This is a genomic window from Streptomyces sp. MUSC 14 (assembly GCF_001866675.1).
GTDB lineage: Bacteria > Actinomycetota > Actinomycetes > Streptomycetales > Streptomycetaceae > Streptomyces.
Genome location: NZ_MLYN01000051.1, coordinates 42526 through 57068 on the forward strand (window position 1 = coordinate 42526; position 14543 = coordinate 57068).

Annotated in this window: 9 protein-coding genes; 5 read left to right on the forward strand and 4 right to left on the reverse strand. The window is 69.5% G+C overall.

Annotation, left to right across the window (positions count from 1 at the left end):
- Nucleotides 1–49 precede the first annotated feature (49 nt).
- The 4 genes from BIV25_RS30975 to metH all read right to left on the reverse strand — a co-directional run bounded on the left by BIV25_RS30975 (nucleotide 50) and on the right by metH (nucleotide 8094).
- The gene (locus tag BIV25_RS30975) at nucleotides 50–1630 is read right to left on the reverse strand and encodes an ABC transporter substrate-binding protein (protein ID WP_071375781.1); all 1581 of its coding nucleotides are present in this window, start codon (nucleotides 1628–1630) and stop codon (nucleotides 50–52) included.
- 96 nt (nucleotides 1631–1726) lie between these two features.
- A complete protein-coding gene (locus BIV25_RS30980; RefSeq protein WP_071375782.1) occupies nucleotides 1727–3331 on the reverse strand; it encodes an ABC transporter substrate-binding protein in 1605 nt (534 codons plus the stop codon).
- A 436-nt stretch (nucleotides 3332–3767) separates the two neighbouring features.
- On the reverse strand, nucleotides 3768–4469 hold the full coding sequence (locus BIV25_RS30985; protein ID WP_071375783.1) for an HAD family phosphatase: 702 nt from the start codon (nucleotides 4467–4469) through the stop codon (nucleotides 3768–3770).
- Between the two features lie 109 nt (nucleotides 4470–4578).
- Nucleotides 4579–8094 carry a methionine synthase gene (gene metH / locus BIV25_RS30990; RefSeq protein WP_071375784.1) on the reverse strand — a complete coding sequence of 1172 codons (3516 nt, stop codon included), beginning with the start codon at nucleotides 8092–8094 and terminating at the stop codon, nucleotides 4579–4581.
- Between the two features lie 340 nt (nucleotides 8095–8434).
- Here metH and BIV25_RS30995 point away from each other — a divergent pair, with 340 nt between their 5' ends.
- The 5 genes from BIV25_RS30995 (at nucleotide 8435) to BIV25_RS31015 (ending at nucleotide 14413) form a co-directional block, all read left to right on the forward strand.
- Nucleotides 8435–9199 carry an IclR family transcriptional regulator gene (locus BIV25_RS30995; protein WP_071375785.1) on the forward strand — a complete coding sequence of 255 codons (765 nt, stop codon included), beginning with the start codon at nucleotides 8435–8437 and terminating at the stop codon, nucleotides 9197–9199.
- A 367-nt stretch (nucleotides 9200–9566) separates the two neighbouring features.
- Nucleotides 9567–10361: an MIP/aquaporin family protein gene (locus tag BIV25_RS31000; RefSeq protein ID WP_071375786.1), complete on the forward strand. Its 795-nt coding sequence runs from the start codon at nucleotides 9567–9569 to the stop codon at nucleotides 10359–10361.
- Between the two features lie 69 nt (nucleotides 10362–10430).
- A complete protein-coding gene (gene glpK / locus BIV25_RS31005; protein ID WP_071375787.1) occupies nucleotides 10431–11969 on the forward strand; it encodes a glycerol kinase GlpK in 1539 nt (512 codons plus the stop codon).
- Between the two features lie 42 nt (nucleotides 11970–12011).
- Complete coding sequence (locus BIV25_RS31010; protein WP_071375788.1) at nucleotides 12012–13625, forward strand: glycerol-3-phosphate dehydrogenase/oxidase; 1614 nt, start codon at nucleotides 12012–12014, stop codon at nucleotides 13623–13625.
- A gap of 116 nt (nucleotides 13626–13741) precedes the next feature.
- Complete coding sequence (locus BIV25_RS31015) at nucleotides 13742–14413, forward strand: FadR/GntR family transcriptional regulator (RefSeq protein ID WP_071375789.1); 672 nt, start codon at nucleotides 13742–13744, stop codon at nucleotides 14411–14413.
- Nucleotides 14414–14543: the final 130 nt, after the last annotated feature.

Below are 14543 nucleotides of genomic sequence, written 5' to 3' on the forward strand. Positions count from 1 at the left end.
GTACGGGGAGGAGCGCCCTCGGTGCCGGCGGATGCCTGCCGGTGGGCGGTCAGCCCTTGCTGAGTTCCCAGAACCGGAACACCGTCGAGGCGTCCAGGCAGTACTCCAGGCCGTAGACGCCGTCGCGGGTGACGGCGTACTGCTTGGCCTGCCATACGGGGAGGACGGGCAGTTCGTCGGCGACGATGTCCTGGAGCCGGCCGAAGTCCTGGTCGGTGGCGCCGCGGTCGCTCTGTGCGGCGGTGTGCGGGATGAGCGTGCCGGTGATGGTGCCGTTGCGGTAGTTGTTGTCCAGCACGTTGCCCTTGCCGAAGAACGGGGCCGTGAAGTTGTCGGCGTCCGGGTAGTCCGGCACCCAGCCCTTCACGTAGACGCCGTACTTGCCGGCGGCGATGTCCTTCTCGTACTGGTCGAAGGCGACCGACCTGACGTCGGCGTCGAACAGGCCGCTGGCGTTGAGCTGTCCGGCGATGGCCTTCAACTCCTCGCCGGTGGCGGGGCCGTAGCGCGACGGGGTGGACCACAGGGTGAGCTTCACCCTGCCGGTGATGCCGTCCGCGTGGAGTGCGGCGGCGGCCTTGGTCTGCGAGGGGCGGGCGCCGTAGGTGTCGAAGAAGGCCGTGTTGTGGCCGGCGATGCCCGCCGGGACGATCGAGTACAGCGGGGTGGCGGTGCCCTGGTAGACGTTCTTGATCAGGGCGTCGCGGTCGAGGAGATAGGCCATGGCCTTGCGGACGCCGAGCTTTCCGGCGATCGGGTCCTTCATGTTGAAGACCAGGTGCTGGACCTCGGCGCTGGTGCCCTCGATGACGTCGATGCCCTTGCTGCCGTCCTGCTGGTCGAGGCCGGCGACGTCGGAGGCGGACAGGCCTCGGTAGGCGAGGTCGACGTTGCCGTCGAGGAGGGCCTGCTTCAGGGCGGCGCGGTCGCCGTGGAAGAACTTCAGGGTGATGCCGGAGTTCTTGACCTTCGCGGTGCCCTTGTAGTCGGCGTTGACCGAGAAGACGGCCTGGTCCTTGTCGAGGGAGTCCAGCTTGTAGGGGCCGGAGCCGACGGCCTTGCCGTCCTTGCGGAGCCCGTCCGCGTCGTACTGCCGGTGGTCCACGATGGAACCGGCGCCGGAGGCGAGCTTGCCGGGGAAGGTGGCGTCGGGGACCTTCAGGTGGAAGACGACCTTCTTCGCGTCCGGGGTGTCGACCGAGCCGAGCATCGGGAACATGATCGCGGGCCCCGACGCGTCGTTGATCTTCAGCATGCGGTCGAAGGAGAACTTCACGTCCTGCGAGGTGAGCGCGTCACCGTTGCTGAACTTCAGGCCGTCCTTCAGCTCGCACCGGTAGACCATGGCCCGCGAGTCGGTGAAGGTGCACTTCCTGGCCAGTTCGGGCTGGGGTTCGGTGCCGCCCTTGGGGAAACTGAGCAGCGACTGGAAGACGTTGTCGAACAACAGCCAGGAGCCGGGGTCGTAGCCGGATGCCGGGTCCGTGGCGAGGACGTCGTCGGACATCCCCATCACCACGGAGGAGCCGGTGCCCCCGGAGTCACCGCTCCCCGTTCCGCAGCCGGTCAATAAGCCGGAGGCCAGCCCCGCCACGATGGGCAGGACCGGCCACTGGTAACGCATGTTCACTGCATGTGCCTTGTCGTCGGTTCCGTCACCCCGGGGCCACCGTCCTGGCCCCGGGTCCCGGGCAGCCGTCCCCGGCCCCCCGGATGAGGGGAGCCGTCAGCCGCTCACACCGCGGCCGAGCTCCCACAGCTGAAGTGTCGAGGAGGAGTTGAGGGCGTACGAGACACCCGTGATGTCGTCCCGTGCGGCGACGTACTGCTTGCCCTGCCACAGCGGCAGGACCGGGACGTCCTCGGCGACGGTGTCCTGGATCTGGGTCAGGCTCTTGGCGGCGGAGAGCCGGTCGGCCTCGCGGCGGGACGCCGGGATCAGCGTGTTCTGGATGGTGGGGTTGGAGTACGGCGAGCCGAGGAAGTTGTCCTTGTCGAGGAAGGGCGCGAGGAAGTTGTCGGCGTCCGGGAAGTCGGGGAACCAGCCCATGCCGTAGACGTCGTACTGGCCCTTCTTCTCGGCGGGCCGGAACTGCTCCCAGGGGTGCCCCTGGATGGAGACGTCGAACAGCCCGCTGTCGTTGAGCTGCTTCTGCAGGACCTCGAACTCCTGCTTCGTGGCCGTGCCGTAGTGGTCGGTCGTGTAGTGCAGGGTCAGCTTCACCGGGGTGGTGATGCCGGCCTTGGTGAGCAGGTCCTTCGCCTTGGCGGCGCTGGGGTTGCCGTACTTGTTGAAGAACGAGTTGGAGTGGCCCGTGATGGTGGCCGGGACCAGCGAGTACAGCGGCTCGGCCTCGGTTCCGTAGACCTTGTTGACCAGTTCGCCGCGGTTGATCAGCTGGGCCATGGCCTGGCGGACTGCCTTGGACTTCACCGAGGGCGCGTCGGTGTTGAAGGCGAGGTAGCGGATCTCCAGGCCCGGCATGTCGACGAGGTCGACCTTGTTGTCGCTGCCGGAGTCCAGCTTCTGGATCTGCGCCGGGTCCATGGCGCGGGTCATGACGTCGATGTCGCCCTTGTCGATCGCCGTGCCCATGGCCGCGGCGGAGTCGTAGGAGCGCATCACGACCTTGTCGTTCTTCACCGTCACGCTGCCCTTGTACGAAGGGTTCTTGGTGAAGGTGGCGCTGACGATCGCGTTGTCCTTGACCTCGGCCTGGAAGGTGTAGGGGCCGGAGCCGTCCACCGAGAAGCCGTCGCGCAGCTTGTCCTTCGCGTAGTCCTTCGGGTCGACGATGCCCGCGGGCGGGGTGGACAGCTTGTACGGGAAGGTGGCGTCGGCCGTCTTGAGGTGGAAGATGACGTCGCGGTCGCCCTGCGTCTCGATCGTGTCGATCGTGTTCAGCAGGGCGGAGACACCGCTGTCCGACTTGAGGCTCAGCACGCGCTCGATGGAGTACTTGACGTCCTCGGCGGTCACCGGGTCGCCGTTGGCGAACTTCAGTCCGTCGCGGAGCTTGCAGGCGTAGCGCTCGCTACCGCTGTCCGTGAAGCCGCAGCTCTCGGCGGCGTCCGGGACGGGGTCGCCCTCGCCCTTGGGCTGCGCCATCAGCGTCTGCTGGGTCTGGCGCAGGATGTTCCAGAGGCCGACGTCGTAGGCGTAGGCCGGGTCGAGCGGCGCCGGGGCTTCCTTCGTGGCGGTGAACCGGTCCGTGGTGCCCACGACGATGGCGCCGCCGCTCTTGCCCCCGCCGCCGGATCCGCCGCACGCGGCGAGAACCGGGGTGAGCAGGCCGGCCAGCGCCGGCAGCACCAAAGTCTTGCGGTTCATGCGGGAGTTTCTCCAGAGCTGTTCGGGTCCGTGTATCCGGCACGCGGGGATGGTGCGGCGGAAACGCGGGGGATGCGGCGATGTTCTCGCGACGAGATTAGTCCGCGCCCGCAGGAGGCTTCACGGCCCGGCGAGTTGGTCTGCCATCACGCAGTGAAACCGGCTGCGGACGCACAGAAAACCCGACAGCGGCAGGATTAGTGCAGCTTCTCACCAATCAGGACACAAGGAACCACCGATCCCCCTCGAACGGGACGGCTCAGCACACTCGGGCAACGTTGTCGAGACCCGCGAGGGTGGGGAACGTCACACCCTCAACTGTGCGGGCAGTCAGTGGAATTAGGCCGCGCGGCGGGACGCGAATTCCACTCGGGTGTACTTCCCCGGATATTTGTCCAGGACGTCTCTTCGTAGCGGGGGTACCCGCAGTGAACGGCTAGGGCATTTCCGTCATCAAGCCGCGCAGAAATGCCAGGTCGACCTCTTCCAGGGAGGTCACGACGGTGCGTCCGGAGGCCGGGGCGATGGGGGCGACGGACGGTACGGCGACCACCCGGCAGCCCGCCGCCTCGGCGGCGGCGACCCCGGTCGTGGTGTCCTCGACGACCGCGCAGCGGGCCGGGTCGGCGCCGAGCCCCGCCGCGGCGAGCAGGTACGGGTCGGGGTAGGGCTTGGTGCGCGAGACCTCGTCGCCCGCGATGGACAGCGCGAAGTGGTGCGGGCCGAGCACGCTCAGCACACGGTCGATGATGCGCCGGTGCGAGGCCGAGACCAGGGCCGTGGGCACGGCCTGTTCGTGCAGTTCGGCGAGGAGCCGTGCGGCGCCCGGCATCAGCGGCAGGGTGCGGCCGATGCGGCTCTCGAAGCCCTCGTTGAGCAGCACGCTGAGTTCGGCGAGGGTGACGGCTGCGCCGGTGGCCTCGATGAGGAAGCCGGCGCTGCGCGTCATGGGGCCGCCCACCACGACGTGCCGCCAGGACTCGTCCAGGGTGTGGCCGAGCGCGGCGAAGACCTCGACCTCGACGTCCCACCAGAAACCCTCGGTGTCCACCAGGGTGCCGTCCATGTCCAGGAGCACCGCCTGCAGCGCCGAGCCTTCGGCCGTACGAGTGCCGAGCGCGGGGACCGTACTGGTCATCCACGCACCTCCTTGCGGGACGAGCAGGCCGGTTCCCGCGCGGGAACCGGCCTGCAGTGGACCGACAAGTGTACGACTTATCCGATCAGTGTGCCGGGTGAGACGCGCCTCACCGGGCGTTGAAGTACTTCGCCTCCGGGTGGTGGATCACGATCGCGTCCGTGGACTGCTCGGGGTGCAGCTGGAACTCCTCGGACAGGTGGACACCGATCCGCTCGGGCCGGAGCAGCTCGGCGATCTTCGAGCGGTCCTCCAGGTTGGGGCAGGCACCGTAGCCGAGGGAGAAGCGCGCGCCCCGGTACTTCAGGGCGAACATGTCCTCGATGTCGGCCGGGTCCTCACCGGCGAAGCCGAGCTCGGTGCGGACGCGGGCGTGCCAGTACTCGGCGAGCGCCTCGGCCAACTGCACGGACAGGCCGTGCAGTTCGAGGTAGTCACGGTAGGAGTTGGCCTCGAAGAGCTTGGCCGTCTCCTCGCCGATGCGGGAGCCGACGGTGACGACCTGGAGGCCGACGACGTCCGTCTCGCCCGACTCCTCCGGGCGGAAGAAGTCGGCCAGGCACAGCCGGCGGCCGCGGCGCTGGCGCGGGAAGGTGAAGCGGGTGCGCTCGTTGCCCCGGTCGTCCAGGATGATCAGGTCGTCGTCCTTGGACACGCAGGGGAAGTAGCCGTAGACGACGGCCGCTTCGAGGAGGTTCTCGGTCTGGAGCCGGTCCAGCAGACCGCGCAGCCGCGGCCGGCCCTCGCTCTCCACCAGGTCCTCGTACGACGGTCCCTCACCGGTGCGAGCCTGCCGCAGCCCCCACTGGCCCTTGAACAGTGCGCCCTCGTCGAGCCAGGAGGCGTACTCCTTGAGCTGGATGCCCTTGACGATCCGGGTGTCCCAGAACGGCGGGGCCGGCACCGGGTTGTCGGTGGCGACGTCGGAGCGGACGTGTCCCTCCTCCGGGCGTTCCTCGGTCTCGGCGACGGCCGCGGCCCGCACCCGGCGCTGCTTGAGCTCGGGCAGCCTGGCTCCGGGGACACCGCGCTTGACGCCGATGAGGGCGTCCATCAGGCGCAGGCCCTCGAAGGCGTCGCGGGCGTAGCGGACCTCGCCCTCGTAGATCTCGTGCAGGTCCTGCTCGACGTAGGCGCGGGTGAGCGCGGCCCCGCCCAGGATCACCGGGTAGGTCGCCGCCAGCTTGCGCTGGTTGAGCTCCTCCAGGTTCTCCTTCATGATCACCGTGGACTTCACGAGCAGCCCGGACATGCCGATCACGTCGGCCCGGTGTTCCTCGGCCGCCTCCAGGATCGCCGAGACCGGCTGCTTGATGCCGAGGTTGACCACGTTGTAGCCGTTGTTGGACAGGATGATGTCGACCAGGTTCTTGCCGATGTCGTGCACGTCGCCGCGCACCGTGGCCAGCACGATCGTGCCCTTGCCCTCGGCGTCCGACTTCTCCATGTGCGGCTCCAGATAGGCCACCGCAGACTTCATCACCTCGGCGGACTGGAGCACGAACGGCAGCTGCATCTGCCCCGAGCCGAACAGCTCACCGACGACCTTCATGCCGTCCAGGAGGGTCTCGTTGACGATGTCGAGGGCCGGCCGGTCCGCGAGGGCCGTGTCCAGGTCGGCCTCCAGGCCGTTCTTCTCGCCGTCGATGATCCGGCGCTTCAGGCGCTCCTCCAGCGGGAGGGCGGCGAGTTCTTCGGCCTTGCCGGCCTTCAGCGACTTCGCCGTCGCGCCCTCGAAGAGCTGCATCAGCTTCTGGAGCGGGTCGTAGCCCTCGGCACGGCGGTCGTGGATCAGGTCCAGGGCGGTGGTGACCTGCTCGTCGTCGAAGCGGGCGATGGGCAGGATCTTGGAGGCGTGCACGATCGCCGAGTCCAGGCCCGCCTTCACGCACTCGTCGAGGAAGACGCTGTTGAGCAGGATGCGGGCGGCCGGGTTCAGGCCGAAGGAGATGTTCGACAGGCCCAGCGTGGTCTGCACGTCCGGGTGACGGCGCTTGAGCTCCCGGATCGCCTCGATGGTGGCCAGGCCGTCCCTGCGGGACTCCTCCTGGCCGGTGCAGATCGTGAACGTCAGGGTGTCGATGAGGATGTCCTCCTCGCGGATGCCCCAGTTCCCCGTCAGGTCGGCGATCAGCCGCTCGGCGATCTCCACCTTCTTCTCCGGGGTACGGGCTTGTCCTTCCTCATCGATGGTGAGCGCGATCAGCGCGGCACCGTGCTCCCGGGCCAGCCGGGTGACCCGGGCGAATCGGGACTCGGGCCCGTCACCGTCCTCGTAGTTCACCGAGTTGATCACCGCGCGGCCGCCCAGCTTCTCCAGACCGGCCCGGATGACGTCGACCTCGGTGGAGTCCAGCACGACGGGCAGCGTCGAGGCCGTCGCGAACCGCCCGGCCAGCTCCTCCATGTCGGCCACACCGTCCCGGCCGACGTAGTCCACGCACAGATCCAGCAGGTGCGCGCCCTCGCGGATCTGCTCCCGCGCCAGCTCCACACAGTCGTCCCAGCGGCCCTCCAGCATCGCCTCACGGAACTTCTTCGACCCGTTCGCGTTCGTCCGCTCGCCGATCGCCAGGTACGACGTGTCCTGCCGGAACGGCACCGTCTGGTACAGGGACGCCGCGCCCGGCTCCGGACGCGGGTCACGTCCGGGCGGCGTCACCCCGCGCACCCGCTCGACCACCTGGCGCAGATGCTCCGGCGTCGTACCGCAGCAGCCGCCCACCAGCGACAGGCCGTACTCGCGCACGAACGTCTCCTGCGCGTCCGCCAGCTCGGGCGCGGACAGCGGGTAGCTGGCGCCGTCCTTGGTGAGGACCGGCAGGCCCGCGTTGGGCATGCAGGAGAGCGGGATGCGGGCGTTGCGGGCGAGGTAGCGCAGGTGCTCGCTCATCTCGGCCGGGCCGGTGGCGCAGTTCAGGCCGATCATGTCGATGCCGAGCGGCTCCAGGGCGGTCAGGGCCGCGCCGATCTCGGAGCCGAGAAGCATGGTGCCGGTGGTCTCGACCGTCACCGAGACGATCACCGGCAGGTCGAGTCCGAGGGCTTCCAGGCCGCGGCGGGCGCCGAGGACGGCGGCCTTGGTCTGGAGCAGGTCCTGGGTGGTCTCCACCAGCAGCGCGTCGGCGCCGCCGGCGACCAGGCCCTCGGCGTTGCGCTGGTAGGCGTCGCGCAGGGTCTGGTACGGGGCGTGGCCGAGGGTGGGCAGCTTGGTGCCGGGGCCCATGGAGCCGAGGACCCAGCGCTGCCGGCCGTCCTGCGCCTGGAACGCGTCGGCGACCTCGCGGGCCACCCGGGCGCCGGCCTCGGACAGCTCGTGGACGCGCTCGGGGATGTCGTACTCGCCGAGCGCGGAGTGGTTGGCGCCGAAGGTGTTGGTCTCGACGCAGTCCACGCCCACGGCGAAGTACGCCTCGTGGACGGAGCGGACGATGTCGGGGCGCGTCAGGTTGAGGATCTCGTTGCAGCCCTCGAGCTGCTGGAAGTCGTCCAGGGTCGGGTCCTGAGCCTGGAGCATCGTGCCCATGGCTCCGTCCGCGACCACCACGCGCGTGGCGAGCGCCTCTCGGAGCGCGGACACCCGGGTCCGGCTGTCGGCATGGGGGGACGTTGGCAACGAGGCCATGAAGGGGCTCCCTAGGTGCGACGGCTGTCGGCTATGCGGCTTCCCCGGTTCGGGCTGGGGAAGAGCACGGCGTCAGAGTAACCGGGAGTGGGCTTGGATGGGCAGCGGCGTCCACGAGGCGGACCGGTGGCCCCGGCGTCACGCTCCGGACACGTGTGATGTAACAGGTGTCGGCCGACCATTGGCGGGAGGTCGACATGGACCGGTAGTGTTCGGCATTGCCGAACGCTGGGTAGCACACCATGCGACGATGCTCGGCGCACGACGGGTGACGACAGTCGACGCCGGCACGACGCGCCCCGCGTTCGTCGGCGGTCGAAGGGACGGAGGCAGGACGGCGATGGCACGGAACATCCAGTCGCTCGAACGGGCGGCCGCGATGCTGCGGCTGCTCGCGGGCGGCGAGCGGAGACTGGGCCTGTCGGACATCGCCTCGTCACTGGGCCTCGCCAAGGGCACCGCCCACGGCATCCTGCGCACCCTCCAGCAGGAGGGGTTCGTGGAGCAGGACGACACCTCGGGGCGCTATCAGCTGGGTGCGGAGCTGCTGCGCCTGGGCACCACCTACCTGGATGTGCACGAGCTGCGCGCCCGGGCCCTGGTGTGGACCGACGACCTGGCCCGCTCCAGCGGGGAGAGCGTGCACCTGGGGGTCCTGCACCAGCAGGGCGTACTGATCGTGCACCACGTCTTCCGGCCGGACGACAGCCGGCAGGTGCTGGAGATCGGCGTCATGCAGCCGCTGCACTCGACCGCGCTGGGCAAGGTGCTCTCGGCGTACGACCCGGTGGCGCACAGCGAGGCGCTGGAGACCGAGCGGAAGGCCTTCACGGACCGCACGGTGTGCGAGTGGGACGCCTTCGAGCACCTGCTCGACATCACGCGTGCGCGGGGGTACGCGGCCGACGTGGAAGAGACCTGGGAGGGCGTGGCGTCCATCGCCGCGCCCATCCACGACCGGCGCCGGATGCCCGTGGGCGCGGTCGGCATCACCGGCGCGGTGGAGCGGCTGTGCCGGGACGGCGAGCTGCGGCCCGAGCTGATCGCGGCGGTGCGCGACTGCGCCCGCGCGGTCTCCAGGGACCTGGGCGCGGGCCGGTTCTGACCACCCCTCCCCCTCACCGAGGGTGACCGGGACGCCGGGCGGCGTTCCGGTTCTCGCCCTACCCTGAAGTGGACATATCGGTCTAGATCTTCCGAGATCCCACGTCAGTGCCTACGTCAGGTCTGCGATGAGCGATAACCCGAAGCGATCAATAACGATCCTGTTTTCAATAACAGAACCCTTGACGCATGCCTGACGCCGAAGCAAGACTCCCGTCCATCGGTCGGCATTGTCGAACACCTACCGGCAATACGCGCTAGAGTGTGACAACGCCAAGGGCCGGCATCGCTCTCACCCCCGAGGGCAGCTCGAACTCCCGGAGGGACCCGGGGTTCGGTCCCCTGGACGAAGGACAAAGGAGTCGCGGGTGTCCAGCTCCGACATCTTCATCGGCGAGACCATCGGTACCGCCATACTCATCCTGCTCGGCGGCGGCGTCTGCGCGGCCGTCACGCTGAAGGCCTCCAAGGCCCGTAACGCCGGTTGGCTCGCCATCGCCTTCGGGTGGGGCTTCGCCGTCATGACGGCCGTGTACATCTCCGGCCCCCTCTCCGGTGCACACCTCAACCCGGCCGTCACCGTCGCCCTCGCGATCAAGAACAGCGACTGGACCAACGTCCCGGTCTACCTCGCCGGGCAGCTGCTCGGCGCGATGATCGGTGCCGCCCTGGTGTGGGTCGCCTACTACGGCCAGTTCCACGCGCACCTGACCGACAAGGAGATCGTCGGCGGTCCGGGCGCGCAGGCCACCGCCGCCAAGGCGGTCGAGGCGGAGGAGACGGGTGCCGGCCCGGTCCTCGGCATCTTCTCCACCGGTCCGGAGATCCGGAACGTGGCGCAGAACCTCGCCACGGAGATCATCGGCACCGTCGTGCTCATCCTCGCGGTCCTCACCCAGGGCCTGAACGACAAGGGCAACGGCCTCGGCGTCCTCGGCGGCCTCGTCACCGCGCTCGTGGTGGTGTCGATCGGTCTCTCCCTGGGCGGCCCGACGGGGTACGCGATCAACCCCTTCCGTGACCTGGGCCCGCGCATCGTGCACGCCCTGCTGCCGCTGCCCAACAAGGGTGGTTCCGACTGGAGCTACGCCTGGATCCCGGTGGTCGGTCCGCTGATCGGCGCCGCCATCGGTGCCGGAATCTACAACGTCGCCTTCGCCTGAGAAGCCCGCCGTCTTCCGGCACGCGCCCCACGGACAGCCCCCACACCACGGATCTTTCAGGAGCACACAGTGACCGACGCCCACACCGCAGGCCCCTTCATCGCCGCGATCGACCAGGGCACCACCTCCAGCCGCTGCATCGTCTTCGACCGGGACGGCCGCATCGTCTCCGTCGACCAGAAGGAGCACGAGCAGATCTTCCCGAAGCCGGGCTGGGTCGAGCACAACGCCAACGAGATCTGGACCAACGTCCAGGAAGTCGTCGCCGGTGCCATCGCCAAGGCCGGCATCACCCGGGACGACATCAAGGCCATCGGCATCACCAACCAGCGCGAGACCACCGTGCTGTGGGACAAGAACACCGGTGAGCCCGTCTACAACGCCATCGTCTGGCAGGACACCCGCACCGACGCCCTGTGCCGGGAGCTGGGCCGCAACGTCGGACAGGACCGCTTCCGCCGTGAGACCGGCCTGCCGCTGGCCTCCTACTTCGCCGGGCCCAAGGCCCGCTGGCTGCTCGACAACGTCGAGGGCCTCAAGGAGCGCGCCGAGGCCGGCGACATCCTCTTCGGCACCATGGACACCTGGGTCATCTGGAACCTGACCGGCGGTGTCGACGGCGGCAAGCACGTCACCGACGTGACCAACGCCTCCCGCACCCTCCTCATGAACCTGCACACGATGGAGTGGGACGACAAGATCGCCGAGTCCATCGGCGTGCCGCTGCAGATCCTGCCCGAGATCCGCTCCTCCGCCGAGGTCTACGGCGAGGTCACCGGCGGCAAGCTCGGCGACCTGCTCGGCGGCATCCCGGTCGCCTCCGCGCTCGGCGACCAGCAGGCGGCCCTGTTCGGCCAGACCTGCTTCGCCGAGGGCGAGACCAAGTCGACCTACGGCACCGGCACCTTCATGGTGATGAACACCGGTGACAAGATCATCAACTCCTACGCCGGTCTGCTGACCACCGTCGGCTACAAGATCGGCGACCAGCCGACGGTCTACGCCCTGGAGGGCTCGATCGCCGTCACCGGCTCGCTGGTGCAGTGGATGCGCGACCAGATGGGCCTCGTCTCCACCGCCGCCGAGATCGAGACGCTCGCGCTCTCGGTCGAGGACAACGGCGGTGCCTACTTCGTGCCGGCCTTCTCGGGCCTGTTCGCCCCGCACTGGCGCTCCGACGCCCGCGGTGTGATCGCCGGTCTGACCCGGTACGTCACCAAGGCGCACCTCGCGCGCGCCGTCCTGGAGGCCACCGCCTGGCAGACCCGGGAGATCGCCGACGCCATGGTCAAGGACTCCGGCGACGAGCTGGTGGCCCTCAAGGTCGACGGTGGCATGACCGCCAACAACCTGCTGATGCAGACGCTCTCCGACGTCCTGGACGCGCCCGTGGTGCGCCCGATGGTCGCGGAGACCACCTGCCTCGGCGCCGCCTACGCCGCCGGCCTGGCCGTCGGCTTCTGGTCCAGCACCGACGAACTGCGCGCCAACTGGCGCCGGGCCGCCGAATGGACCCCCCGCATGGACGCGGAGACCCGCGACCGTGAGTACAAGAACTGGCTCAAGGCCGTCGACCGGACCATGGGCTGGATCGAGGACGAGAGCTGAGCTGCCCCACAGTTCAGCTCTGACGAGGAGTAAGTACCCGACATGACCAGTCAGTCCACCCTGTCCGTGCCTGCCCTGGGGACGCACCCGGCCTCCGGCTCCAACCCGAGCCGCGCCGAGACCAGGGAGCAGCTCTCCAAGGCGTCGTACGACCTTCTTGTGATCGGCGGCGGCATCCTGGGCATCTCCACCGCCTGGCACGCCGCGCAGTCCGGACTCAGGGTGGCGCTGGTCGACTCCGGCGACTTCGCCGGTGCCACCTCCTCCGCCTCCTCCAAGCTGCTCCACGGCGGCCTGCGCTACCTGCAGACCGGTGCGGTGAAGCTGGTGGCGGAGAACCACTTCGAGCGCCGTGCGGTCTCCCGCCAGGTGGCCCCCCACCTGGCGAACCCGCTCACCTTCTACCTCCCCGTGTACAAGGGCGGGCCGCACGGCGCGGCGAAGCTCGGCGCGGGCGTCTTCGCCTACTCCGCGCTCTCCGCGTTCGGCGACGGCGTCGGCCACCTGCTGTCCCCCGCCAAGGCGGCGCAGGACGTGCCGGAGCTGCGCACCGAGAACCTCAAGGCCGTGGCCGTCTACGGCGACGACCAGATGAACGACGCGCGCATGGCGCTGATGACGGTCCGCGCGGCCGTCGAGGCGGGCGCGGTCGTCCTCAACCACGCCGAGGTCACCGGCCTGCGCTTCACCCAGGGCCGGGTCACCGGCGCCGAGCTCAAGGACCGTGTCTCCGGCGAGGAGTTCGGGGTCGACGCCCGCCTCGTGCTGAACGCGACCGGCCCCTGGGTCGACCACCTGCGGAAGATGGAGGACCCGAACGCGGCCCCGTCCATCCGCCTGTCGAAGGGCGCGCACCTGGTCCTCAAGCGCACCTCCCCCTGGAAGGCCGCGCTCGCGACCCCCATCGACAAGTACCGCATCACCTTCGCCCTCCCCTGGGAGGACATGCTGCTGCTGGGCACGACCGACGAGGAGTTCGAGGGCGACCCGGCGGACGTCTCCGTCACCGAGAAGGACATAGCCCAGATCCTGGACGAGGCGGCGTTCTCCGTCCGGGACCAGCAGCTCCAGCGCGACCTCATCACCTACGCGTTCGCCGGTCTGCGCGTGCTGCCGGGCGGCCCCGGCGACACCGCCAAGGCCAAGCGCGAGACGGTGGTGACCGAGGGCAAGGGCGGCATGCTGTCCGTCGCGGGCGGCAAGTGGACCACCTTCCGCCACATCGGCCGTACGATCATGAAGAAGCTGGAGGCGCTGCCGGGTCACCCCCTCGGCGACGACTTCGAGCCGATCTCCTCGCTGCCGAAGAAGCTCCCGCTGCCCGGCGTCGCCAACCCGCGCGCCGTCGCGCACCGCCTGCTGGTGGACCACCCGGCGCCCGGTCCGCGCATGGCGGCCGACACGGCGAAGCACCTGGCCACCCACTACGGCTCCCTGGCCTTCGACATCGCCCGGCTGGCGAACGAGAACCCGGAGCTGGCCGCGCGCGTCCACCCGGACGCCCCGGAGATCTGGGCGCAGGTCGTCTGGGCCCGCGACCACGAGTGGGCCGAGACGGCGGACGACGTGCTGCGCCGCCGTACGACGCTGACGATCCGCGGTCTGGCCACGGACGAGGTCCGCGGCAAGGTCCAGGACCTGCTCGACAAGAAGTAGGCGAACACGGCGAAGGGGCGGCCCCACTGCGGTGGGACCGCCCCTTGGCGTCTGCCTCCATAATGTGCTGAGACATCCGATGTCTCAGGTGTGGGGCGGGCGACGGGAGGCCGGTCATGGCAGTCACCGACGAGGCGATCGAGAAGATCAAGGGCATGATCGTCTCGGGTGCGCTGCGCCCCGGCGACCGGCTGCCCAAGGAGAGCGAACTGGCCGCCGAGCTCGGCCTGTCCCGCAACTCGCTGCGGGAGGCCGTACGGGCCCTGTCGCTGATCCGGATCCTGGACGTGCGCCAGGGCGACGGCACGTACGTCACGAGCCTGGACCCCCAACTCCTGCTGGAGGCCATGAGCTTCGTCGTGGACTTCCACCGCGACGACACCGTGCTGGAGTTCCTGGCGGTGCGCCGGATCCTGGAGCCGGCCGCGACGGCGATGGCGGCCTTCCGGATCAGCGAGCAGCAACTGGACGCGCTCTCCGCCCAGTTGGACGCGCTGGGCGCACAACCCTCGGTGGAGGAGCTGGTCGCCGCCGACCTGGAGTTCCATCGCGGCATCGTGCGCGGCGCGGGCAACTCCGTGCTCTGCTCGCTGCTGGACGGCCTGTCGGGGCCGACCACACGGGCGCGGATCTGGCGTGGCCTGACCCAGGAGGACGCGGTCGGCCGCACCCTGCGCGAGCACCGGGCGATCCTGGCCGCACTGCGCGACCGCGACGCGGAGGCGGCCCGCTCCTGGGCCACGGTGCACATCGCGAGCGTGGAGCAGTGGCTGCGGTCCACTCTGTGAGGCAGGGTGTTCCGCACTGGTGAACGGGGCAGTGATCCGTTCACTCCCCCGTGCAAGGGGGCTGCGGGCGCCCCCGCCGGACGCCGTAAGGTTGGTGAGTCAGGCGAGGGCACGTCGGAAGGAGGCACTG

Excerpts from the sequence above, each read along its gene's own strand:
- BIV25_RS30985 (WP_071375783.1), bottom strand. The coding sequence starts at position 4,469 with ATGACCAGTACGGTCCCCGCGCTCGGCACTCGTACGGCCGAAGGCTCG.
- metH (WP_071375784.1), bottom strand. The coding sequence starts at position 8,094 with ATGGCCTCGTTGCCAACGTCCCCCCATGCCGACAGCCGGACCCGGGTG.
- BIV25_RS30995 (WP_071375785.1), top strand. The coding sequence starts at position 8,435 with ATGGCACGGAACATCCAGTCGCTCGAACGGGCGGCCGCGATGCTGCGG.
- BIV25_RS30980 (WP_071375782.1), bottom strand. The coding sequence starts at position 3,331 with ATGAACCGCAAGACTTTGGTGCTGCCGGCGCTGGCCGGCCTGCTCACC.
- BIV25_RS31010 (WP_071375788.1), top strand. The coding sequence starts at position 12,012 with ATGACCAGTCAGTCCACCCTGTCCGTGCCTGCCCTGGGGACGCACCCG.
- BIV25_RS31015 (WP_071375789.1), top strand. The coding sequence starts at position 13,742 with ATGGCAGTCACCGACGAGGCGATCGAGAAGATCAAGGGCATGATCGTC.